This is a genomic window from Pseudorhodoferax sp. Leaf267, assembly GCF_001422405.1.
Classification (GTDB): domain Bacteria; phylum Pseudomonadota; class Gammaproteobacteria; order Burkholderiales; family Burkholderiaceae_C; genus Pseudorhodoferax.
Window position 1 is genome coordinate 12982 of the sequence record NZ_LMMV01000004.1, and the last position, 22799, is coordinate 35780.

Sequence of the window (22799 nt, forward strand, 5' to 3'; positions counted from 1 at the left end):
AGCCGCCTGGGTGGTTGCTCTCTAGTCTGCGGTGATCTTGCGGGTATCGATCAAGGTCTTCCAGCGCGTCCATTCCTTGGCCTGGAACGCGGTGAAGTCGGCCGGCGTGCTGGCGACGATCTCCAGCCCCTGTTCCTGCATGCGCTTCTTGACGGCCGGGTCGTGCATGGCGGCCATGGCGGCGGCGGCGAGCTTGTCCTTCACCGCGGGCGGCAGGCCCTTGGGCGCGGCCAGGCCCTGCCAGGAATAGACCTCGGCGCCCTTCACGCCGGCCTCGGCCAGCGTGGGCACGTCGGGCAGCACGGGCGAGCGCTTGTCGCCGGTGACGGCGATCGCATGCAGCTTGCCGGCCTTGATGTGCGGCAGCACGGCGTTCACGTTCTGGAACGAGAACTCCACCTGGCCGCCCAGCAGGTCGTTGACGGCGGGCGCGCCGCCCTTGTAGGGCACGTGCAGGCCTTCGGTGCCGGTCTGCTGCCAGAAGACTTCGGCCGACAAATGGTCGGACGAGCCGTTGCCCGAACTGGCAAAGCTCACCTTGCCGGGCTGCGCCTTCAGCAGCGCCAGCACCTCGGCCACGGTGCGCTCCTTCTGCCTGGGGCTGGCCACCAGCACATTCGGTGCCTGCACCGGCACGCTGATGTAGTCGAAGTCCTTGTTCGCGTCGTAGGGCACGCTCTTGACCAGGTGCGGCGTGACGACGAAGGCGCCCAGCGAGGACACCAGCAGCGTGTAGCCGTCCGGCGCGGCGCGCTTGACGAAGCCGGCGCCGATGGTGCCCGTGGCGCCGGGCTTGTTGTCCACGATGAAGCTCTGGCCCAGGGCCTGGCCCATGTGCAGCGCCATGGCGCGGGCCACCATGTCGGTGGAACCACCGGCCGGGAAGGGCACGACGATGGTCACGGGCTTGTCGGGCCACGCGGCGTGGGCACCGGTGGCGAGCGACAGCGTGCAGGCCATGGCGGCGAGGATCTTTTTCATGGGTTTCTCCTGAAGCACAAGAACACGCGTACGCGGCTGGAGCGGACTGCGCAAAGTTATCGTTAACAGGTTGATGTTAACGATATCTACCAATGGAAAACTAAGGGATTACCCTGGAGCTGTGCCGCCGTGAGGCGCGCGGGCGCCCCTAGCTGCTGGCGCGCTCGACGATGGAAAAGCCGATGTCCACCACGCCCGCGTCGGCGCTCTGGCCCTCGACGCGCGCAATCACCATCTCGGCCGCCAGGCGCCCGATGCGCGTGCCGTCGATGCGGACCGTGGTGAGCGGCGGCGCCGCGTCGGCCGCCACGCTCTGGTCGCCCAGGCCGACGATGGCCAGTTGCCCCGGGATGGCCAGGCCGCGCTCACGCGCCTCGATGCACGCGCCCAGCGCCAGCATGTCGGAGCTGCAGAACACGGCCGTGAGCCCCGGCGCACGCGCCAGCAGCGCGGCCAGCCCGGCGCGGCCCGCGCCCATGGTGCTGGGCGCAGGCGAGTAGGCGGTGGGCACGACCTCGATGCCCAGCGCCTGCGCGCGCGCTGCGAACGCCGCGATGCGCGTGGCCGCGCGCCGGTCGTCGGCGCTGACCATGCCGATGCAGCGGTGGCCGCGGCCGTGCAGGTAATCGACCACGGCCGCGCCGATGGCCGCGTGCGAGAAGCCCACCAGCATGTCCACCGGTGTGTCCGTGAGCTCCCAGGTTTCCACCACCGGGATGCCGCTGGCGCGCAGCGCGCGGCGGCCTTCCTCGGAGCGCACCAGGCCGGTCATCACGATGCCGTCCGGCCGGCGCTGGATGATGGTTTTGAGCAGCTCGTCCTCGCGTGTGGCGTCGTAGCCGCTCTGGCCGATCATGAGCTGGTAGCCGCGCTCGTGCAGCGCCAGGTCCAGCGCCTCCACCATCTCCTGGAACACCGGGCCCACCAGCGTGGGCAGCAGTGCCGACACCAGCCGCGCGCGCGACAGCCGCAGCCCGCTGGCCATGGCGTTGGGCACGTAGTTGGTGCGCTGCACGGCCTCGCGCACGCGCGCCAGCGTGTCGGGCGAGACCTTGGCGGGGGTGTTCAACGCGCGCGAGACGGTCATGGCCGAGACGCCTGCCATGCGCGCGACGTCGTGGATCGTGAAGGGCTTGGCGCTGGTGTTCACAGGGTGTTTTCTTGCCGGGTGCGGGATTGTGACGAACTTCACCGGCACGGCGCCGTGGCGCGCGACGCATTCGTGGCGCTGCGGCACCCGAATCACGTGCCGGGCCAGCGCATGCGCGTCGACAACCGCGCGCGCGGCATCACCGAGCAGCTGACCACACACGACATCGAGGCCGCTCCCGCCCGGCGAGCCGGCTCAGGCCCAGCCGTTGCGCCGCACGTCGGCCCAGGTCAGGTCCAGGCAGCGGCGGATGAGCGCCATCATCTCGTCGATCTGCGCGCGCGTCATCACCAGCGGCGGCGCAATGATCATGCGGTCGCCCACGGCGCGCATGATCAGGCCGTTGCCGAAGCAGTGGCCGCGGCACACCATGCCGACCTCCAGCGCTTCGGGGAAGGCTTCGCCGCCGGCCTTGTCCTTGACCAGCAGCACCGCGCCCATCATTCCGCAGGACTGCGTCTCGCCCACCAGTGGGTGGTCCGCCAGCGCCTCGAAGCACTGCGCGAGGTAGGGGCCGCTGTCGCCGTGCACGCGCTCCACCAGCCCTTCGCGCTGGATGAGGCGGATGTTGGCCAGCGCGACGGCGCAGGCCACCGGGTGGCCGGAGTAGGTGTAGCCGTGACTGAACTCGCCGCCCTGCTCGATCAGCACCTTGGCGATGCGCTCGCCCACCATCACGCCGCCCAGCGGGACATAGCCCGAGGTCACGCCCTTGGCGAAGGTCATGAGGTCGGGCCTGGTGCCGAAGCGCTCGCAGCCGAACCAGTGGCCGGTGCGGCCGAAGCCGCAGATGACCTCGTCGGACACGAGCAGGATGCCGTACTTGTCGCAGATGCGTTGGATCTCGGGCCAGTAGCTGTCGGGCGGCACGATCACGCCACCGGCGCCCTGCACCGGCTCGCCGATGAAGGCCGCCACCTTGTCGGCGCCGATTTCCAGGATCCTGGCCTCCAGCCAGCCCGCGGCCTGCAGGCCGAAGGCCTCGCGCGACTGGCTGCGGCCCAGCGCGTGCCAGTAGGGCTGCTCGATGTGCACGATGCCGGGGATGGGCAGGCCGCCCTGCACATGCATGCCGCGCATGCCGCCCAGCGAGGCGCCCGCCATGGTGGAGCCGTGGTAGGCGTTGTTGCGGCTGATGATGACCTGGCGCTCGGGCTGGCCGAGCAGGTCCCAGTAGCGGCGCACCATGCGCACCACGGTGTCGTTGCCCTCGGAGCCCGAGCCCGCGAAGAACACGTGCTGGAACTGGCGCGGCGTGACCTGGGCCAGCAGCTCGGCCAGCTCGATCGCCGGCGGCGTGGCGGTCTGGAAAAAGGCGTTGTAGAACGGCAGCTCCTGCATCTGGCGCGTGGCCGCGTCCACCAGCTCCTGCCGGCCGTAGCCCACGTTGACGCACCACAGGCCGGACATCGCGTCGAGGATCCTGTGGCCCTCGCTGTCGTGCAGGTGGATGCCTTCGGCCCGCGTGATGATGCGCGAGCCCTTGCGCGCCAGGCTCTGGAAGTCGGTAAAGGGGTGCAGGAAGTGCGCGGCGTCGGCGCGCTGCCAGTCCTGGGTGCTGCGGGTGGCGGTGCCGGTATGGGTGGTCATGGGGGGGGTGCCTCGTGCGGGGGATCGGTACGGCGTGGGTTCAGACATGCAGGAGCAGATGCTCGCGCTCCCAGGGCGAGATCACTTTCATGAACTCCTCGTACTCGATCTCCTTGACCTCGGTGTAGACGGTCACGAACTCCCTGCCGAGCGCGTCGTGCAGGTCCGTCTTGGCCTTGAGCAGTTCGAGCGCCTCGCCCAGGCTGCGCGGCAGGCTGTAGTCGCCCAGGTAGGCGTCGCCCTTGCACTCGGGCTTGGGCTCGATGCGGTTCTTCATGCCCAGGTAGCCGCAGGCCAGCGTGGCGGCCAGCGCGACATAGGGGTTGGCGTCGGCGCCGATGACGCGGTTCTCCACGCGGCGTGCCGCAGCCTGGGCCAGCGGCGCCCGGATGCCCACGGTGCGGTTGTCCGTGCCCCACTGGATGTTGATCGGCGCCGCCGTCGCGCGCGCCAGGCGTCGGTAGGAATTGACGTAGGGCGCGAACAAGGCCATGGCCGCCGGGATGTAGCGCTGCAGGCCGCCGATGTACCAGCGAAAGGCGTCCGAGGGGCTGCCGTCGGTGTTGCTGAAGATGTTGCGGCCGGCGGCGTCGACCACGCTCTGGTGGATGTGCATGGCGCTGCCAGGCTCGTTGGCCATGGGCTTGGCCATGAAGGTGGCGTACATCTCGTGGCGCAGCGCCGCCTCGCGGATCGTGCGCTTGAAAAAGAAGACCTCGTCGGCCAGGCCTAGCGGATGGTCGTGGAAGAAGTTGATCTCCATCTGCCCGGCGCCGACCTCGTGGATCAGCGTGTCGACGTTGAGCTCCATCTTTTCGCAGTAGGCATAGATGTCCTCGAACAGCGGGTCGAACTCGTTGACCGCATCGATGGAATAGGCCTGGCGCGAGGTTTCGGCCCGCCCGCTGCGCCCGCGTGGCGCGCGCAGCGGCTGGTTCGGGTCGGTGTTGCGCTCGATCAGGTAGAACTCCAGCTCGGGCGCGACCACGGGCGACCAGCCCTCGGCGGCGTACAGGTCGCAGACGCGTCGCAGCACCGAGCGTGGCGCGTAGGGGATGAGCTTGCCGTTGCGGTCGAAGCAGTCGTGGATGACCTGCGCCGTCGGGTCGGCGGCCCAGGGCACGATGCGCACGGTGGCCGGGTCGGGCTGCAGGTGCATGTCGCGGTCGGTCGGCGCGATCACGTCGTAGTAGGGGCCGGACTGCGGGAACTCACCCGTCACGCCGATGGCCACGATGGCCTCGGGCAGGCGCATGCCGCGGTCTTCGGTGAACTTCTCGCGCGGCAGGATCTTGCCGCGCGCCACGCCCGTGAGGTCGGGCACGAGGCATTCGATCTCGGTCACGCCACGCTGGTCGAGCCAGTGCTCGAGCTCGCTGAAGGGGGAACTGTCTCTTGCAACCATCGCTACCTTTCGAATGCGCCCGGCGTGAAGGCCGGGCACGGGGACGCTTGTGACACCGGGGGTGGGCGCGCGCAGGCGCCGCTAGGTCTCGGGCACGTGGTCGGCGTGGGGGCTGCGCGCGTCGCGCCAGCGCCGGCAGGCCTGGCCGAAGGCGGCCAGCAGCTGGCGCGAGACGGGGTTGTCGGCAGCCTGCCATTCCGGGTGCCATTGCACGCAGAGGTTGAAGCCGCTGGACCGCGGGTCGGAGAAGGCTTCGATGAGGCCGTCGGGCGCGCGGGCCTCGACGCGCAGGCCGTCGGCCAGGCGCGCGATGCCCTGGCCGTGCAGGCTGTTGACCTGGAAGTCGGCGGGCCCGAGCACGGCCTCCAGGACGCCGCCGCGCTGCACGTGCACCACATGGGCCGGGCCGTACTGGACCTCCACCGGGTCGGCGTCGCGCGAGCGGTGGTCGGCCAGGCCAGGCTGCTCCTGCACCGCCTGGTGCAGCGCGCCGCCGAGCGCCACGTTGGTCTCCTGCAGGCCGCGGCAGATGCCAAGCAGCGGCATGCCGCGCCGCAGCGTCTCGCGGATCAGCGGCAGCGTCCAGGTGTCACGCGCCTCGTCCAGCGGCAACGCGGTGTCGTGCACCGCCTCGCCGAAGTGGCGCGGGTGCACGTTGGACGCGGAGCCGGTCAGCAGCACGCCGTCGGCGATGGCCAGCAGCGCGCCCACCTCCTGCGGTGCGGCTGCCGGCACCACCAGGGGCAGGCAGCCGGCCAGCCGGACGGCGTCGACGTACTTCCTTCCGGCGACATGAAACGCGTGGTGGCCGATCGGCTTGCTGCAGGCGGGAACCAGGACGATGGGCCGGTTGCGTTCGAGGGGCGAAGTGGTGGTGCTCATGGGCTCGCTGCGTCGGGTTCACGACCGTCGTGCGACATGACGCAGGGGCTTGCTGTGCGCATGCGCTTCGATGCCGGGGCCATCGATTGAGCAAGCCGTGTGCCAGGACGCAGGCCGGTCGACGCCGTGAAGGGTGCAAGTCGAGGGCTGCCGCAGCACGCCCTCAACCGGTCACAGGCGCCGGTGCAGTGTAGGACAGCGCTGTGACGGCTCGGCGATCAGGCCAGCTCGGCGCCGTCGACGAACACCTTGAGCTGGCCCGGTGCAAAGGCCGTCCAGGCCTCGTTGGTCGTGAGCGGGGTGGTCACGACCACGGCCACGCGGTCGTTCGGCGTGGTCAGGCTGGAGAAGTCGACGGACAGGTCCTCGTCGGCCAGCTGCGCGTTGGCGAACGGATGCCGGCGCTCCACGTAGTGCAGGTGCGTGGACGCATGGGCCCACAACGCCTGGCCGTTGGACAGCAGGAAGTTAAAGGTGCCGTGGCGCGCGATGCGCGGCGCCAGCTCGCGCAGCGTGAGCGTGAGCTCGGCGATCGAGGGCACGCCGGCATGCGACTTGGCCAGCTCCTGCATGATCCAGCAGAAGGCGCGCTCGCTGTCGGTGGTGCCGACCGGGCGGAACGCGGCGTGCAGCCGGGGGTGGAAGTCCTTCAGGTCGCCGTTGTGCGCGAACACCCAGTAGCGGCCCCACAGCTCGCGCACGAAGGGGTGGCAGTTCTCCAGCACCACCTCGCCCTGCGTGGCCTTGCGGATGTGCGAGATCACGTTGCGGCTCTTGATCGGGTAGCGGCGGATCAGCTCGGCCACGGGCGAGCTGCAGGCGCTCTGGTGGTCGACAAAATGGCGCAGGCCGTGGCCTTCGAAAAAGGCGATGCCCCAGCCGTCGGCATGGTGGTCGGTGCGGCCACCGCGCTCGGCGAAACCCGTGAAGCTGAACACCACGTCGGTCGGCGTGTTGCAGTTCATGCCCAGCAGTTGGCACATGCTTACTCTCCCTGTGCCGGACGCAACTGGCGCGCCGCCACGACGGCCAGCGCGCACAACGCGGCCAGCATCAGAAACGATTCGTTGAACGCGGCCAGCCGCGCCGGGCTGGTGACGGGGTTGGCAAAACTGTCGCCATGCGCGGCCAGCCGCCATTCGAGCACGATGCCGCACAGGCTGACGCCGGCCGCGCCGCCCAGCATGCGCAAAAAGTTGATGGCGCTCACGCCCTGCGGGATCAGGCCCTTGTCCAGCCCGCGCATGGCGCCCAGGTTCAGCGAGGGCAGGATGAAGCCCAGGCCGATGCGGCCCAGGATGGCCCAGGCCACCAGCCACCAGATGGAGGTGCCCAGGGTGATGGTGACCATCAGCGCGAACGAGGCCGCCAGCAGTACCAGGCCCGTGCTGACCAGCAGCGAGGCCGGCAGCCGGTCGGCCAGCCGGCCGACGCCCACCAGCACGCCGGCCAGCACCAGGCCAGCCGGCATCAGGATGGTGCCCACATAGGATGCCGACAGGTTGAGGCCCGACTGCATGTAGACCGGCAGCAGGTAGGTGGAGCCGAACAGCGCCGTGCCGTAGATGAAGGACACCAGGCTGCCCATGGCGAATTGCCGGTAGTGGAACAGCGCCAGATTCATGAGCGGCGCGCCGCCCTGCGCGGCCAGGCGCCGCTGCCACCACAGGAAGATGCCGAACGCGGCCCCCATGCCGGCCAAAAGCGCCGCCGCCAGCGCGAACGCGCCGGCATGCAGCTCGATCATGCCGTTGAGCAGGCACAGGGTGCCCACCGTGCCCAGAACCAGGCCGCGCCAGTCCAGCGCGGCGCCGCGGTCGGCCGCACCGCCGCCGGGGGCGGTGACGGGCACGAACTTGCGCGCCAGCCACAGCGCGGCCAGGCAGAACGGCACGACCATGAAGAAGATGGAACGCCAGCCGAACAGGTCGACCAGCACGCCACCGATGCTGGGCCCCAGCGCAGGCGCCAGCACCACGCCCATGCCGAAGATGCCGCTGGCGCGGCCCTGCTCGGTGGGCGCGAAGGCGCGCAGGATGATGATGGCCGGGATCGGCTGCAGCACGCCGGCTGCCAGGCCCTCGGCCACGCGCGCGGCCAGCACCAGCGGGTAGTTGCCGGCCAGGCCGCCGACCACGCCGCCGGCCAGCAGCAGGCCCACCGCGCCGTAGCAGGTCCTGCGGTAGCCGTAGCGCGACAGCAGCCAGGGCGTGGTGAGCATGGAGCTCGTCATGGCCACCATGAAGCCCGAGCTGACCCAGGTGGCGCGCGAGGGGCCGAGCGCGAAGTGGTGGCTCATGTCGGGGACGGCCACGTTCACGATGGTGGACGACATGATGGACGCCATCGTGCCCACCATGACCGAGAGCAGCAGCAGCCAGCGGTAGCGCGGCCCGTAGCGGGCCTGCAGCTCGGGCAGTGTGGCCGGCGCGCTCAAACTGGCAGGCTCGTTACTTCTTCTCGGACCACAGCGTGCCGCCGGTGGCCCAGTTCTCGCGCTTGATGTCGGTGATGAGGATGTCCACCGACTCCGGGGAGCCGCCCAGGATCTCGACCGAGACGCGCGTGATCTCGGCGACCAGCTTCTTCTTCTGCTCGATGGTGCGGCCTTCCATCATTTCGACGTGGTAGGTGGGCATGGAGGTTCCTCGGTTGACTGAAAGGCGGGCATGTTAGCCGCGCGCGCACTGCGCGCAGACGCAGGCCCGCCCGCGCTGCGCGGCCGGGATGCGCTCGAGCACGCCGGGCGCGATGTCTGTGACCATGCACCAGCAATCGTGGACCGCGGCGGCCACGAGCCCATCGCGGGCAGCCTGCGCGGCGCAGCCGTTCTCCGCCCCGCACAAAGGGCAACGTGCAGCGTCCATGGCCGGCTCGGGCCACTGCGTGGGGGAGAGCATGCGGGCCAGTGTAGGGGAAGCCCCAGCGCCGGCGCCGCAGGACAACAGGCCGTTGCGGCGCCTGGCGCACCTCACAATGCGCAGGCTCGCCACAACAAGGAGAACGAGATGCTCGCCAACATCCTCATCGCGCTGGTCGCGCTGCTGCACCTCTACTTTCTGGTGCTCGAGATGTTCCTGTGGGACAAGCCGTTCGGCATGAAGACCTTCAACAACACCCCCGAGAAGGCCGAGACCACCAAGGTGCTGGCGGCCAACCAGGGCCTGTACAACGGCTTCCTCGCGGCGGGCCTGCTCTGGGGCCTGAACCTGGGGCCGCAGGGCACGCACATCCAGGTGTTCTTCCTCGCCTGCGTGGTGGTGGCCGGCCTGTTCGGCGCGCTCACCGTGAACCGCAAGATCTTCTTCGTGCAGGCCTTGCCGGCCCTGCTGGCGCTGGCCGCGATCTGGCTGCGCTGACGCCGCGTCAGGGCAGGCGGCGTAGCGGGGCCTCCAGCGCGGCAGGCTCGGGCTGGGCTGGCACGGCCGCCGCCTGGGCCAGCGCATTGGCCTGGGCCTGCTCGGTGGCGAAGATGTCCCACACGGCGATGAACATGGCCGCAATCAGCGGGCCGATCACGAAGCCGTTGAGCCCGAACAGCGCCATGCCGCCCAGCGTGCTGATCAGCACCAGGTAATCGGGCATCTTGGTGTCCTTGCCCACCAGCAGCGGGCGCAGCACGTTGTCGACCAGGCCGATCACGAGCACGCCGTAGACCACCAGGCCGATGCCCGGCAGCGTGGCGCCGGTGGCCAGCAGGTAGATCGCCACCGGCCCCCAGACCAGGCCCGCGCCCACGGCCGGCAGCAGCGAGAGGAACGCCATCAGCACGGCCCACAGCACCGGCGCGTGGATGCCCAGGACCCAGAACGCCGCACCACCCAGTGCGCCCTGCACGATGGCCACGACGATGTTGCCTTTGACCGTGGCGCGGATCACGGTGATGAACTTGCCCGAGAGGTTGCGCAGGTAGGCCGAGTTCAGCGGAATCGCATCGCGCATGCGGCGCGACAGCTTGGCCCCATCGCGCAGCAGGAAAAACAGCAGGTACAGCATGATGAAGAAGCTGACCACGAAGTCGAAGGTGTTCTGCCCGATGTTGAGCGCCTGGGTCGCGATCTTCTGGCCGCCCTCGTTGAGCGCGGCTGTCAGGCGCTGTTGCAGCACCGAGAGGTTATCGAGCCCGAAACGGCCCAGCAGTTGCGTGAGCCAGTCGGGCAGCGCGGCGTAGATCTGGTTCACGTAGCCCGAGAAGCTCACGTCGCCCTGGCGCATGCGCTCGAACAGCGCCGTGCCCTCCTGGATCAGCGAAGCGGTGATCAGCGACAGCGGCAGGAACACCAGCACCAGGATGAGCAGCAACGTCAGCAGCGCGGCCAGCGTGGGCCGGTTGCGGGTCTTGATGAGCAGCCGGCGGTACAGCGGCGAGAACACGATGGCGAGCACCGCGCCCCAGAACACCGCGCCGTAGAACGGCAGCAGGATCCAGACGAAAGCCACCGAGACGGCGAGCAGCAACAGCATGAACGCCTTTTGCTCCAGGGCGGGCGGCGATTCGGGGGGCAGGGAGTTCATGGTGTTCGAGGATGGCAAGGTGGGCCGGATCGTATCGGGAATCGCGGAGCGGGCTTGTGGGACGGGGGCGCATGCCGCAGGCCGGAGGGCAGGGCGGGAAGGCTGATTGCGTGCAACGTAGCGCCGGCAACGTCGCCGACATCCTTGCATTTGTGGAACTTCACTCCATGAATTGCATGGATCAATAGGAGCAGGACCACCTATGCAAAGTCCCGCCAGCTCATCACCTGGACATCCCCCACCACGTAACTGTCGTGACCCCCGTACACCACCGTCGCGGGCGCTGCCGATGCTCCCGCGTAGGTTCTCCAGCGGGCGGCGGCGTGCGTCCAGTCGCTGGCAAAGGTGGCGCCCGACTTGATCTCGACGGCGTGCAGCAGCCCGGCATGCTCGAACACCAGGTCGATCTCGGTACCGTGGTTGTCGCGCCAGAAATAGAGGTCGGCATCGAGCCCGCGGTTGAAGCGGTACTTCAGCGTTTCGCTGACGACCCAGCATTCGAAGATGGCGCCGCGCATCGCGTGGGTGGCCAGGGTCTGCGGGCTGTCGATGCGCAGCAGGTGGCACAGCAGGCCGGTGTCCAGGAAGTACAGCTTGGGCGTCTTGACCAGTCGCTTGCCCAGGTTCTGGTGAAAGGGCTGCAGCAGGCGCACGACGTAGCTGGCTTCCAGCACGCTCAACCAGCTGCGCGCCGTGGGCTGGCTGATGCCGCAATCCGCGGCCAGCGCGGCCAGGTTGAGCAAGCTGCCGGTGCGCGACGCACACATGAGCACGAAGCGCTGGAACAGCGACAGGTTGGTGACCTCCAATACCTGCCGGACGTCGCGCTCGATGTAGCTGGCGATGTAGGCGCTGAACCACTGGCTGGGCAGGGCCGCGGCGGTGCGCCGGGCGTCGAACAGGGCCGGATAGCCGCCCTGCCACACTGTCTGCTCCATGGACGACGCATCGGAGCTTGCCGCGCCGATCTCGGCCAGCGACAGCGGCAGCAGTTGCAGGCTGCCGGCGCGCCCCGCCAGCGACTGGCTGATGCGGTCGCGCAAGCCGAACTGCTGCGACCCCGTGATGATGAAGTCGCCCATGCGGCCGCGCGTGTCGACCACGCCCTGCAGGTACGAGAGCAGCTCGGGCGCACGCTGCACCTCGTCCAGAATCGCGCCCTGCGGCAGGTTGGCGAAGAGCTGGCGCGGGTCGGCCAGCGCCCGTTCGCGCGTGTCGATGTCTTCCAGCGACAGGTAGGGCTTGGCGGGAAACGCCATGCGCGCCAGCGTGGTCTTGCCGGATTGGCGCGGCCCCGTCAGCGCCAGCACCGGGAAGGCCGATGCCAGGCGCATGAGCAGGGCGTGGGCATGGCGGGGGAGCGGATCTGTCATTTGTACAAATCCAAAATTAAATTTTGAAATTGTACAAATCTTCCTATAGCCGTTCCATCGGCTCAGCTTGCCGAAGCACAAAAACAAGCGGCGCCATTGGCGCCGTTCGTTTACGCTGGGGCCGACCTCACCCCGCCTTCACCTTCAACCGCCAGGCATGCAGCAGCGGCTCGGTGTAGCCGCTCGGCTGCTCCTTGCCCTTGAACACCAGGTCCAGCGCCGCCTGGTAGGCCGCGCCCTGCGGGTTGCCGGCCATCTTGCGGTACAGCGGGTCGTCCGCGTTCTGCCCATCGACCACGGCGGCCATGCGCTCGAAAGTGGACTTCACCTGCGCCTCGGTCACCACGCCGTGGTGCAGCCAGTTGGCGATGTGCTGGCTGCTGATGCGCAGCGTGGCGCGGTCTTCCATGAGGCCCACGTTGTGAATGTCGGGCACCTTGGAGCAGCCCACGCCCTGGTCGATCCAGCGCACCACGTAACCGAGGATGCCCTGGGCGTTGTTGTCCAGTTCCTGCTGCTTCTCGGCATCGGACCAGTTCGGCGTGGCCGTAACGGGGATGCTCAAGAGCTTGTTCAGGATGTCGGCACGCTCGGCGGCCACGTCGGTCTGCTCCAGGCCCTTCTGGATGTCGGCCACGTTGACCTGGTGGTAGTGCAGCGCATGCAGCGTGGCGGCCGTGGGGCTGGGCACCCAGGCGGTGTTGGCGCCGGCCTTGGGCTGGGCGATCTTCTGCTCGAGCATGGCGGCCATCAGGTCGGGCATGGCCCACATGCCCTTGCCGATCTGCGCCTTGCCGCGCAGGCCGCAGGCCAGGCCGACCAGCACGTTGTTCTTCTCGTAGGCCTGGATCCAGGCCGTGCTCTTCATGTCGCCCTTGCGCAGCATGGGGCCGGCCAGCATGGCGGTGTGCATCTCGTCGCCGGTGCGGTCCAGAAAGCCGGTGTTGATGAAGGCCACGCGGCTGGCGGCCGCGGCGATGCAGGCCTGCAAATTCACGCTGGTGCGGCGCTCCTCGTCCATGATGCCGAGCTTGACGGTGCTGTCGGCCAGGCCCAGCAGCTGCTCGACACGGCCGAACAGTTCGCTGGCGAAGGCCACCTCGGCCGGGCCGTGCATCTTGGGCTTGACGATGTAGACCGATCCGGTGCGCGAGTTGCGCACGGTCTGGCCGGCTTTGGGCTTCAAGTCATGCAGCGCGATGGTGGTCGTGATGACCGCGTCCATGATGCCTTCGGGGATTTCCTTGGTCGTGCCGTCGGCGGCCTGGTACAGGATGGCCGGGTTGGTCATCAGGTGGCCCACATTGCGCAGGAACATCAGCGAGCGGCCGTGCAGCGTGACGGGCTTGCCGTCGGCCCCGGTGTACTGGCGATCCGGGTTCAGGCCGCGCGTGAAGGTCTTGCCGCCCTTGGCGACTTCTTCGGTCAGCGTGCCTTGCAGGATGCCGAGCCAGTTGCTGTAGGCCAGTTCCTTGTCCTCGGCATCGACCACGGCGACCGAGTCTTCCAGGTCGAGGATGGTGGACAGGGCCGCTTCCATCACCACGTCGCTGACGCCGGCCGGGTCGGTCTTGCCGATGGCCGTGCTGCGGTCGATCTGGATGTCGATGTGGTTGCCGTTGTGCTTGAGCAGCACCGAGGTGGGCGCCTCGGCCGCGCCCTGGTAGCCGATGAACTGCGAGGCGTCGGCCAGCCCCGTGGCGCCCTCGCCCAGTTGCACCACCAGCTTGCCGCCTTCGACGCGGTAGCCCGTGGCTTCGATGTGCGTGCCGCTGGCCAGCGGTGCGGCCTGGTTCAGCACGTTGCGCGCGAACGCGATGACCTTGGCGCCGCGCACGGGGTTGTAGCCCTTGCCCTTCTCGGCGCCGTCGGTCTCGGGAATGGCGTCGGTGCCGTACAGCGCGTCGTACAGCGAGCCCCAGCGCGCATTGGCCGCGTTCAGCGCGTAGCGCGCGTTCAGGATGGGCACGACGAGCTGCGGGCCGGCCTGGATGGCGAGTTCGGCATCGACGTTGGTCGTCGTGGCCTTGGTGCCGGCCGGCACGGGCACGAGGTAGCCGATCTTTTCCAGAAAGGCCTGGTAGGCCGGCATGTCGGCGATGGGGCCAGGGTGGGCGGTGTGCCAGGCGTCGATCTCGGTCTGCAGGCGGTCGCGCTCGGCCAGCAGGGCGATGTTCTTGGGCGCCAGGTCGCCGACGATGGCGTCGAAGCCCTTCCAGAACGCCGCCGCCTCGATGCCGGTGCCGGGCAGCACCTTGTCTTCGACGAAACGGACCAGGTTGGTCGCGACCTGGAGGCGGTGTAAGGTAGTGCGTGCGGTCATGGTGCTGGCCTTTCGAGTTCCGTGGAACGACGGGTGAAGCAAAAACGGAGCCGCGCACGGGCGCGGCGAACCACCGACTGTAGAGGACGCACCGCCCGCGATTGCCCATCGGGCTGGCGCGTCATCTGTGACCTGGACGATGGTAATCGGAGCCAAGTCCGCCAAAAACCGATGGCCCAGCGGCGCAATGCCGCCCGGGCCAGCCCTTCATCGACGAACCGGAAAGCTTGCCCATGGCCCGACTGAACCCCGCCGCGCTGCAGCGCCTGTCCCAGGTGCTGCAGCAGCACATCGACAACGGGCGCATCCCGGGCGCGGTCGCGCTGGTGGCGGCCGGCGGCGAGGTGCAGCACTTCGAGGCCCTTGGCCGGCGCGACCCGGCCAGCGGCCAGGCCATGGCGCCCGACGCCGTGTTCCGCATCTATTCGATGACCAAGCCCATCGTCTCGCTGGCCGCGCTGATGCTGGCCGAGGCCGGGCAGCTGCAGCTGGTGGACACGGTCGCGCAGTACCTGCCGGAGTTCGCCGAGACGCCGGTGGGCGTGGAGCGCGACGGCGTACTGTTGCACGAGCGCCCACTGCGCCCTGCCACGGTGCACGACCTGCTGCGCCACACGGCCGGCCTGACCTACGAGTTCGTCGGCAACGGGCCCGTGCACCGGCTCTACCAGGGGGCCGACCTGGCCGACCGCTCGCGCAGCAACCGCGCCTTCTGCCAGGCGCTGGCCCAGCTGCCGCTGGTGGCCCAGCCCGGCACGCTGTGGGAATACAGCCGCGCCACCGACGTGCTGGGCGCCGTGCTCGAAGTGGCCAGCGGCGAGCCGCTGGGCCAGCTGCTGCAGCGGCTCATCCTGGGGCCGCTGGGCATGGCCGATACCGGCTTCAGCCTCTCGCCCGAGGCACAGGCGCGCATCGCCGAGCCGTTCGCGCACTGCCCGGACAGCGGCCAGCGCGTCGTGATGATGGACGCGACCATCGTGCCCGCCTTCGAGTCGGGCGGCGGCGGCCTGCTGTCCACGGCCGGCGACTACCTGCGCTTCCTGCAGTTGCTGCGCAACCGCGGCTGTTTCGAGGGCCGGCGCCTGGTGTCGCGCACCACCATCGACTGGATGACGGCCGACCATCTGGGCGCCATTCCACCCAGCGGCGAGCTGCTGACGCCGGGCCACGGCTTCGGCCTGGGCGTGGCCGTGCGCCGCGGCGCGGGCCTGGCGCCGCAGCCGGGTGCGCCGGGCATGTACTTCTGGAGCGGCATCGGCGGCACCTCGTTCTTCGTGGACCCGCAGGAGGACGTGTTCGCCATGCTGCTGACGCAGGCGCCGAACCAGCGCATCTATTTCCGAAACCTGTTCCGCCATCTGGTCTATGCGGCGGTCGAGTAAAACCTGGGCATGACCAAGCTTCAACCCCCTGTGACCACCGGCCACTGGCGCTGGCTGGTGCTGGCCGCGGCCTGCGCGCTGGCCGCCTGCGCCAACCCGTTCGCGGGCAGGCCGATGGACACGCAGATGCGCGCGGGCGTGGCCGCCGGCACCGTCAGCGTGACCTACGGCGACCCGGCACGGTTCAGCGATGCGCGCGACGGCCGGCACGAGAGCGACAGCGCGCGCCGCGCCTGGCTGGACGCGCTCAGCGAACACCTGTCCGAGCGCGCCGCGGCTGCCCTGCCGACCGGCGAGCGGCTCGAAGTGCACCTCACCGACGTGAAGCGCGCCGGCAGCTTCGAGCCCTGGCGCGGCGCGCAGGCCGCCGACCTGCGCGTGGTGCGCGACATCTACCCGCCGCGCATCGACCTCGATTTCAAGCGCCTGGCCGCCAACGGCCGCGTGCTGCAAAGCGGCAGCCGCCAGCTGCGCGACCTCAATTTCATGATGCGGCCCAGCCCTTACGCGAACGACCCCCTGCGCTTCGAGAAGGTGCTGGTCGACGACTGGGTGGGCAGGGAATTCAGCGCGCGGCGCTGATGCGTCGGCTGCGTCAGTCCGCGTAGACGCCGGCGGCGCGGATCACGGGGCCCCACTTCGCGATCTCCGACGTGAGCCAGGTCTTGAGCCCGTCTGGCGACTGCTTGGACTCGGGCACCACCTCGGCGCCCAGGTCGGCCATGCGGCTCACGAAGGCCGGGTCCTTCAGCGCCACGTGCAGCGCCGCGTTGAAGCGTTCGATGGCAGCGGCCGGCGTGCCCTTGGGTGCGTAGATGCCGTGCCAGACCACGACCTCGAAATCCTTGAGCCCCTGCTGCGCGAGCGTGGGCGCGTCCGGCAAGGCGCGCACGCGGTCCTTGGTTGTGACGCCGAACAGCTTGACCGAGCCGGCCTTGATGTGCGGCGTGGTCTGCGTGGTCTGGTCGCACAGGATGTCGACCTGCCCGCCCAGCAGCGCATTCATGGCCGGCGCCGTGCCCGAGAACGGCACGGTCGTCACCTCGGCGCCCACGGCCTTCTGGAACAGCATGCCGCACAGGTGCGACACCGCGCCCAGCCCCGCGTTCGCCAGGTTGGCCTTGCCCGGGTTGGCCTTGAGCCAGGCCATCAGCTCCTGCAGGTTGTTGGCCGGCAAGTCCTTGCGGCCCAGCAGCGTCATGGGCACGTCGACGACCTGGCTCACGTACTCGAAGTCGGTCAGCGGGTTGAAGCTCATCTTGCGGTACAGCGCCGGCGCGGTCGACATGCCGTTGTGGTGCAGCAGCAGCGTGTAGCCGTCGGGTGCCGACCTGGCGACCAACGCCGAGGCCACCGTGCCGCCCGCGCCGACCTTGTTCTCCACGATCACCGTCTGGCCCAACTGGCGGCCCAGCAGCGTGCCCAGCGTGCGCGCGACCACGTCGGTCGGCCCGCCGGCCGCGAAGGGCACGACCAGCGTGATGGGCTTGTTCGGGTAGGCCTGCGCATGGCTGGCCAGCGCGCCGAGCGCGAGGGCCGGGCCCAGCAGGGCCGCGAACGCGCGGCGGGACCAGGGGCGGGGCGAGGTGGGCAGCGACAGGGGCATGGTGGCAGCGTCCGGGGGATGGGGAAGGGAGCCGGCAGTCTGCGGGCGACGCCCCGGCGGGGCAAGCGCGTTATCCCGCAGCCGGCCCGGCGCTTCGCGGGATACTCGGCGCCGTCATCAATTGCCAGATTCCCTCCGAATGGAAAAAGAAGTCGATCCCACGGTCCTTGCGGTCATCAATGAAAAGCGCCTGGCGGGCGACAAGCGCACGCCTGTCGAGATCATCGCCAAGATGGGCGTGTTCGATGCGCGCGACAAGGCCTCGGACCATGCCTGGCTGGCCACGGGCGACAACGTGATCGCCACCATGTGGGCCGAGTTCGTGCGCGTCGGGGCCGGCGGGCGCTGGTTCGCGCTGGAGTCGCTGGACGCGCTGCACCGCATCGGCGGGGGCGAGCGCAGCGCGCTGCAGATGCAGCGCGCCAAGGACCGCATCCAGCTGCTCAAGCGCACGCTGGACGCCGGCCAGGGCTTTCGCGTGGTGCTGCAGACCAACCGCGTGGCGATCGCCAGCCTGGAGACCGACAAGGCGGCCAAGGTGTCCATGCGCGTGCCCGATGAACAGGAATGGCATGTCGCCGACTGGAACCCCGACCAGAAATTCGCCGTGCTGGTGCGCGGCGAGCGCGGCTGGCTGCCCAGCGAAGAAGAGCAGCAGGCCGCGCGCGCGCCCGGCCACGTGCCAGCCATCGTGGTGCAGGCCGCTGCGGGCCAGGTCTCGCGCGAACAGGTGCAGGCCATCGCCATGGAACACCTGACGCAGCATTTCTCGGCCTATGGCTACAAGGCCGAGGACGTGTCGGCCCAGCAGTTGGGCTATGACATCCAGGTGTCCGACAAGAAGGGCAAGGTCCTGCTGCAGATCGCCGCGAAGGGCACGGCCACCGGCGTGGCCGGTTTCCAGCTCACGGCCAAGGAACGCGCCCGCGCCGCGCAGGGCGACCCGTGGCGGCTGGCGGTGGTGATGGACGCCACCGGCCCGGCCAAGGTGCACAAGCTGTTCAAGCCATCGGAGATCGAACAGGCCCCCGGCCTGGAGCCCCTGCTCGACTGAGTGTCAATCCGGCGTGAAGCGCGCCTGGAACCGGGCCGCGTCGGCCGCCAGCTCGTAGGTCACGAGCTGGCCGTTCTTGCCGTCGGCCAGCCGGTAGGCGGCGAACAGGCTCCAGCGGCCCTGCGGGTCGTAGCTGGGCGGGTCCACCAGCGCATACGGGTGCGGCACGAAGACCTCGTGCTCGAAGAGCGCGCGGTCGCGGTCGCGGTTGCGCGGCGACGGGAACAGCTTGTAGGTGGCGGTGGTGACGGCTTCGGCCATGGCGGCAAGGGGTGTGAACTCAAAGCCGCATTGTCGGCCTCGCTCAGCCGGGCTCTACACCCGCCACCACGGCCGCGTCGTGCAGCCGCCCGATGGCCGCGCCGTCCAGGCCCAGCACCTCGGCCAGGACCTCGTCGGTGTGGCTGCCGATGTAGGGTGCCGGCCGCGTGGGCGCACGCGCCATGGCCGGCGCACGCACCGGGCTGCCGGCCACCAGGTGCTCACCCATGCCTGGTGTGGTGGCCTGCTCGAACACCGGGTTGTGCAGGCTCACGCGCGGGTCGCTGGCCAGCAGCTCGCCCACGGTCTTGTAGCGGCCCCAGCAGACCTTGTTCGCCTGCAGTTCGCGCTCCACGTCGGCCGTGCCGCGCGCGGCGAACCAGGGCTCGACCAGCTCGGCGATGGCGTCGCGGCCGGCGTAGCGCTGGGCCTCGTCGTCGAAGTCCAGGCCCAGGCGCTGCTGCGTGGCGGCCACGGCCTCGGCGATGCCGCAGGCCTTGACCAGCGAGCGCCACTGCCCGGCCGAGATCGCCGCGACCATGATGCGCTCGCCATCCGCCGTGGCGAAGTCGCGGCCGAAGGCGCCGTAGATGTGGTTGCCAATGGACGGCCGCTCCGCGTGCAGCAGCTCGGCCTCGGCCAGCACGCCCAGGTTGGACAGCGTGGCGAACGCCATGTCGGACAGCGCCAGCTTGAGCTCGGCGCCCTCGGCCGTGCGCGTGCGCTGGTGCACGGCCGCGACGATGGCGAACGCGGCCTGGTAGGCGCAGGCCACGTCCCAGGACGGCATCACGTGGTTGACCGGCCGCTCGCGCGAGCCGCCGCCCGTGGCATAGGGGTAGCCGGTCGCGCAGTTCACGGTGTAGTCCACGGCCGTGCTGCCGTCGGCGTTGCCCTGGATGGTGCAGCTGATGACGTCCGCACGGCGTGCGGCCAGCACCGCGTGCGCCAGCCACGGCGTGCCGATGTTGGTCAGCAGCACGCCGGCGTCCGGCCCCGGCGCGGTGGCCAGGGCTTGCACGAGCTCGCGGCCTTCGGGCTTGCGGATGTCGATGGCCACCGAGCGCTTGCCCTTGTTGAGCCCCGCCCAGTAAATGCTGCGGCCCTGGCCCTCGGGGTGCGGCATGCGCGGCAGGCGTGCGTAGTCGATGCCGCCACCGGGAATGTCCACGCGGATCACGTCGGCGCCGAACTGCGACAGCGCCAGGCCGGCCAGGGGGGCTGCGATGAAGGCTGAGCTTTCGATGACGCGCAGGCGGTTCAGGAACGGGTAGGTCATGCGGGCTCCAGTTCGGCCGTGGCCTGCATCGCCAGCGCGCCTTCGTGGTCGCGCGCCCACAGCGCCAGCTGGCCCCCGCCCTCGTCGCGCCCGCAGACCGTGAAGCGGTGGATGTCGAAGATCGGCCGCACGGCCTTGAACGCGAAGCGTCGCACCGCCTGGCCCGGCCGCTCGCGGCGCGCCAGGTCCATCAGCAAGGTGGCGATCAAGGGGCCGTGCACGATGAGGCCGGGGTAGCCCTCGACCTCGGTCACATAGCTGCGGTCGTAGTGGATGCGGTGGCCGTTGAAGGTCAGCGCCGAGTAGCGGAACAGCAGCACCGGGTCGGGCACGATGCCGCGCTCGAATTGCGCATCGGCCGGCGCGGGCTCCGGCGTGGCGGCGGGCGCGCCGGGCTGGGGCGCGTCGCGATAGACGATGTCGTGCTCCTCGGTGATGGCCACACCTTCTGCGCCGGCGATCTCGTGCTGCACGGTGACGAACACCAGCGCGCCGCTGCGGCCGGACTTGGTGGTCACGTCGAGGATGCGCGAGGTGCGCGTGATGGCCTCGCCCAGGCGCAGCGGGCGGTGGAACTGCAGCCGCCCGCCGGCCCACATGCGGCGCGGCAGCGGCACGGGCGGCAGGAAGCCGCCACGGCGCGGGTGGCCGTCCTCGCCGATGGCGCGCGCGGGCGCCAGGGGCAGGAAATACAGCCAGTGCCACAGCGGCGGCAGCGCATCGCCGGGCGCAGGCGCCGGGTCGTCGCGGTCCAGCGTGGCCGACAGGGCGGCCACGGGCTGCAGGGCGGCGGTGTCGCGCAGGGTCTCGGTGCGGCCGATCCAGTCGCGCAGGTGGTTCAGGTCGGTGTCGGAGGCGGAAGCGGAAGAGGTGCGGGGTGTGCTCATGCCGCCATCTTGCGCGATGGCGGCGCGCCCGGCCATCGGCTTTTCAAGAAGGGGCTGTTCGGCCGCGGCGCGCGGCCACGGCGTCCAGGTAGTCCTGCAGGATGGCGGCGTCGTCGATGGTGTCCGAGCCGGGCTGGTGGAACTCCGGGTGCCACTGCACGGCGGCCACGTAGCTCTTGTGCACGTCCTTGCGGCGGATGGCTTCGATGATGCCGTCGCTGACGCTGAAGGCCTCGGCGTCGAAGTCGTCGGCCAGGCGCTTGATGGCCTGGTGGTGGATGCTGTTCACGCGCGCGCGCTCCACGCCGGGGTACAGCCGCGACAGGCGCGAGCCCTGCACGATGTCCACGCTGTGGTAGTTCAGGTCGTAGGTCACCGCGTCACGGTGCACGAAGGACTCGGGCACCTGGGTGTTGATGTCCTGGTACAGCGTGCCGCCGAAGGCCACGTTGAGCAGCTGCAGGCCGCGGCAGATGCCGAAGATGGGCTTGCCCACAGCCTCGAACGCGGCGACCAGGGCCTTGTCGTACTCGTCGCGGATGCGGTCGCCGGCCCAGTTCTCGTGCAGTGGCTCCTCGCCGTAGCTGCCGGGCCAGACGTCGGCGCCGCCGTGCATGACCAGGCCGTCCAGCCACTGCGCGTAGTGCTCGTAGGTCACGTCGCCGCGCTGCGTGCTGCCCGTGGGGCAGGGCACCATGACGACCATGGCGCCGGTGGACATGAGCCAGTGCGCGATCGACTGCTCCACGTACTGCAGCGTCTTGCCCGTGAACAGCGAACGCGTGGGGTCGGCATGCGAGAAGCAGGCGGACAGGCCGATCTTCAGGCGGCTGTGGGTGGTGTTCATGGCCGTGCGTGCGCAAAGAACACCATTGTCCCTGCGTGGCACGCCCCGCGCTGCGGCCCTATGGCCTGTGAGGAAAGCCGGCCCCTGGCGTCACCGGAACCTCAGTGGCCAGCGCCTCTTCCATACGCCGGCGGTAGATGGCGGCGGCGATGCGGCCCAGTGCCTCGCGCCGGTCGGTCATGGCAGGGTTTGCGGCCACGGAATCGTGGGCCAGTTCGTCCGGCGTGGTGCCCGCGAGGTCGTCCCTGGCAAAACCTTGCGCTCCGAAATCGATGCCGCCACCCGGTAACGACAGACCGATGCCCGGCGCCACGCGGGTGCCAATGTTGCGCGCCGTATCAGCCCGCTGCACCACGCGCAGGCGCTCGAAGCCCGGTCGCATGGCGCCTGCCTTGAACGGCACGCGCGTGCCAACGCTCGGGGAACAACCGCTGCCGCTTCCTGCAGTGCGGACGCGCTGCATGCCGCCAGATCGTCGAACTGTTCTCGGTTTGCGCCGGCTGGCGCGCAGCGCGGGCACGGCCCGGGCCGGGCGGTCGCTAGAACACCACCGGCTGCACGACCGGATGCAGCACCACCTCGTCGATGCGCACATGCCGTGGCGCGCACAGCACGTGCAGGACGGACTGCGCGACGTCCAGCGGCTGCAGATGCAGCGCGCGTTCTGCCGTTCCCGGCACGTGGCCGTTGAAGTGGGTGTCGGTCATGCCGGGCCGGATCTCGGTCACGCGCAGGCCGATGGGCTGGCCTTCGTGCGCCAGCGCCTGCGTCAACGCGCGCTGCGCGTACTTGCTGGCCGTGTACAGCCCACCGTGCGCGAACGTGCGGGTGCTGACGTCGCTGGTGATGGTGACCACCTGGCTGTCCAGGCCCGCCGCATGTCGCCGCCGGAAATGCGGGAAGAAGCACTGGCTGGCCAACAGCAGGCCCAGCACGTTGGTGTCCATGACACGGTGGTAGTCCGCCACGCTGGTGTGCTCGATCGGTGCGAAGAAGCCGACGCCGGCGTTGTGCACCAGGCTGTCGGCGCCCGCGTCGGCCGCGGCATCGGCGAAGGCGCGTACGCTCGACGCGTCGGTGACGTCCAGTGCAAGCATGCGCACACCTGGCGGCGCGGGCCCATCCGCGGCCCGGGCGCCACCGATCACGCTCGCGCCGTGTTCGGCCAGCAGCACCGCCATGGCCTGGCCGATGCCGCGGCTGGCGCCGGCAATGGCCACGGTACGCCCGGCCAATGGCCGCGCCGGTCGCTGACCGTCCACGG

At 69.8% G+C, this 22799-nt stretch carries 23 protein-coding genes; 4 read left to right on the top strand and 19 right to left on the bottom strand.

The features are described from left to right. Positions 1-21: 21 nt before the first annotated feature. The 9 genes from ASF43_RS09055 to ASF43_RS09095 all read right to left on the bottom strand — a co-directional run bounded on the left by ASF43_RS09055 (position 22) and on the right by ASF43_RS09095 (position 8908). A complete protein-coding gene (locus ASF43_RS09055) occupies positions 22-981 on the bottom strand; it encodes a tripartite tricarboxylate transporter substrate binding protein (RefSeq protein WP_056179333.1) in 960 nt (319 codons plus the stop codon). Between the two features lie 148 nt (positions 982-1129). Then, positions 1130-2131 carry a LacI family DNA-binding transcriptional regulator gene (locus ASF43_RS09060; protein WP_235578191.1) on the bottom strand — a complete coding sequence of 334 codons (1002 nt, stop codon included), beginning with the start codon at positions 2129-2131 and terminating at the stop codon, positions 1130-1132. Between the two features lie 195 nt (positions 2132-2326). Continuing rightward, positions 2327-3721, bottom strand: a complete 1395-nt coding sequence (locus tag ASF43_RS09065; protein WP_056179335.1) for an aspartate aminotransferase family protein — start codon at positions 3719-3721, stop codon at positions 2327-2329. A gap of 40 nt (positions 3722-3761) precedes the next feature. After that, complete coding sequence (locus tag ASF43_RS09070) at positions 3762-5126, bottom strand: glutamine synthetase family protein (RefSeq protein ID WP_056179338.1); 1365 nt, start codon at positions 5124-5126, stop codon at positions 3762-3764. A gap of 81 nt (positions 5127-5207) precedes the next feature. Then, entirely contained in the window at positions 5208-6008 is an 801-nt protein-coding gene (locus ASF43_RS09075; protein ID WP_056179341.1) for a gamma-glutamyl-gamma-aminobutyrate hydrolase family protein, read from the bottom strand. Positions 6009-6226: 218 nt separating this feature from the next. Then, positions 6227-6991 carry a class II glutamine amidotransferase gene (locus tag ASF43_RS09080; RefSeq protein WP_056179345.1) on the bottom strand — a complete coding sequence of 255 codons (765 nt, stop codon included), beginning with the start codon at positions 6989-6991 and terminating at the stop codon, positions 6227-6229. Between the two features lie 2 nt (positions 6992-6993). Then, positions 6994-8445, bottom strand: coding sequence for an MFS transporter (locus ASF43_RS09085; protein WP_056179348.1), 1452 nt, complete (start codon positions 8443-8445; stop codon positions 6994-6996). Between the two features lie 13 nt (positions 8446-8458). After that, positions 8459-8647, bottom strand: a complete 189-nt coding sequence (locus ASF43_RS09090; RefSeq protein ID WP_056179351.1) for a 4-oxalocrotonate tautomerase — start codon at positions 8645-8647, stop codon at positions 8459-8461. Between the two features lie 33 nt (positions 8648-8680). Then, a complete protein-coding gene (locus tag ASF43_RS09095) occupies positions 8681-8908 on the bottom strand; it encodes a cysteine-rich CWC family protein (RefSeq protein WP_200932478.1) in 228 nt (75 codons plus the stop codon). Between the two features lie 108 nt (positions 8909-9016). On the opposite strand from ASF43_RS09095, the gene ASF43_RS09100 reads away from it, so the two are divergent. Then, positions 9017-9367 (top strand): DUF1304 domain-containing protein, encoded by a 351-nt coding sequence (locus ASF43_RS09100; RefSeq protein ID WP_056179355.1) that lies wholly within the window; start codon positions 9017-9019, stop codon positions 9365-9367. Between the two features lie 7 nt (positions 9368-9374). Here the strand turns inward: ASF43_RS09100 and ASF43_RS09105 are convergent, their stop codons facing one another. From ASF43_RS09105 to ASF43_RS09115, 3 genes are all read right to left on the bottom strand, one after another. Then, a complete protein-coding gene (locus ASF43_RS09105; protein WP_082497735.1) occupies positions 9375-10523 on the bottom strand; it encodes an AI-2E family transporter in 1149 nt (382 codons plus the stop codon). 200 nt (positions 10524-10723) lie between these two features. Beyond that, entirely contained in the window at positions 10724-11896 is a 1173-nt protein-coding gene (locus ASF43_RS09110; RefSeq protein ID WP_056179356.1) for an ATP-binding protein, read from the bottom strand. 127 nt (positions 11897-12023) lie between these two features. Continuing rightward, a complete protein-coding gene (locus ASF43_RS09115) occupies positions 12024-14219 on the bottom strand; it encodes a malate synthase G (RefSeq protein ID WP_056179359.1) in 2196 nt (731 codons plus the stop codon). A 233-nt stretch (positions 14220-14452) separates the two neighbouring features. Here ASF43_RS09115 and ASF43_RS09120 point away from each other — a divergent pair, with 233 nt between their 5' ends. Together ASF43_RS09120 and ASF43_RS09125 are read left to right on the top strand one after the other, a co-directional pair. Further along, positions 14453-15601: a serine hydrolase gene (locus ASF43_RS09120; protein WP_082497736.1), complete on the top strand. Its 1149-nt coding sequence runs from the start codon at positions 14453-14455 to the stop codon at positions 15599-15601. A 9-nt stretch (positions 15602-15610) separates the two neighbouring features. Then, a complete protein-coding gene (locus ASF43_RS09125; protein ID WP_056179361.1) occupies positions 15611-16183 on the top strand; it encodes a DUF3016 domain-containing protein in 573 nt (190 codons plus the stop codon). 13 nt (positions 16184-16196) lie between these two features. On the opposite strand, the gene ASF43_RS09130 is transcribed toward ASF43_RS09125, so the two are convergent. Continuing rightward, on the bottom strand, positions 16197-17207 hold the full coding sequence (locus ASF43_RS09130; protein ID WP_056179364.1) for a tripartite tricarboxylate transporter substrate-binding protein: 1011 nt from the start codon (positions 17205-17207) through the stop codon (positions 16197-16199). A 139-nt stretch (positions 17208-17346) separates the two neighbouring features. Here ASF43_RS09130 and ASF43_RS09135 point away from each other — a divergent pair, with 139 nt between their 5' ends. Further along, positions 17347-18261, top strand: coding sequence for a protein NO VEIN domain-containing protein (locus tag ASF43_RS09135; protein ID WP_056179366.1), 915 nt, complete (start codon positions 17347-17349; stop codon positions 18259-18261). Positions 18262-18264: 3 nt separating this feature from the next. Here ASF43_RS09135 and ASF43_RS09140 read toward each other — a convergent pair whose 3' ends face one another. From ASF43_RS09140 to ASF43_RS09165, 6 genes are all read right to left on the bottom strand, one after another. Beyond that, positions 18265-18522: a hypothetical protein gene (locus ASF43_RS09140; protein ID WP_056179369.1), complete on the bottom strand. Its 258-nt coding sequence runs from the start codon at positions 18520-18522 to the stop codon at positions 18265-18267. Between the two features lie 43 nt (positions 18523-18565). Continuing rightward, on the bottom strand, positions 18566-19801 hold the full coding sequence (locus ASF43_RS09145) for a CoA transferase (RefSeq protein WP_056179372.1): 1236 nt from the start codon (positions 19799-19801) through the stop codon (positions 18566-18568). After that, on the bottom strand, positions 19798-20688 hold the full coding sequence (locus tag ASF43_RS09150; RefSeq protein ID WP_056179678.1) for a MaoC family dehydratase N-terminal domain-containing protein: 891 nt from the start codon (positions 20686-20688) through the stop codon (positions 19798-19800). The genes ASF43_RS09145 and ASF43_RS09150 overlap by 4 nt, the downstream gene beginning before the upstream one ends. 43 nt (positions 20689-20731) lie before the next feature. Beyond that, the gene (locus tag ASF43_RS09155; protein ID WP_056179375.1) at positions 20732-21535 is read right to left on the bottom strand and encodes a gamma-glutamyl-gamma-aminobutyrate hydrolase family protein; all 804 of its coding nucleotides are present in this window, start codon (positions 21533-21535) and stop codon (positions 20732-20734) included. Between the two features lie 58 nt (positions 21536-21593). After that, positions 21594-21998, bottom strand: a complete 405-nt coding sequence (locus ASF43_RS09160) for a hypothetical protein (RefSeq protein ID WP_156373239.1) — start codon at positions 21996-21998, stop codon at positions 21594-21596. Between the two features lie 76 nt (positions 21999-22074). Next, a complete protein-coding gene (locus tag ASF43_RS09165) occupies positions 22075-22797 on the bottom strand; it encodes an SDR family oxidoreductase (RefSeq protein WP_200932480.1) in 723 nt (240 codons plus the stop codon). Between the last annotated feature and the right edge of the window lie 2 nt (positions 22798-22799).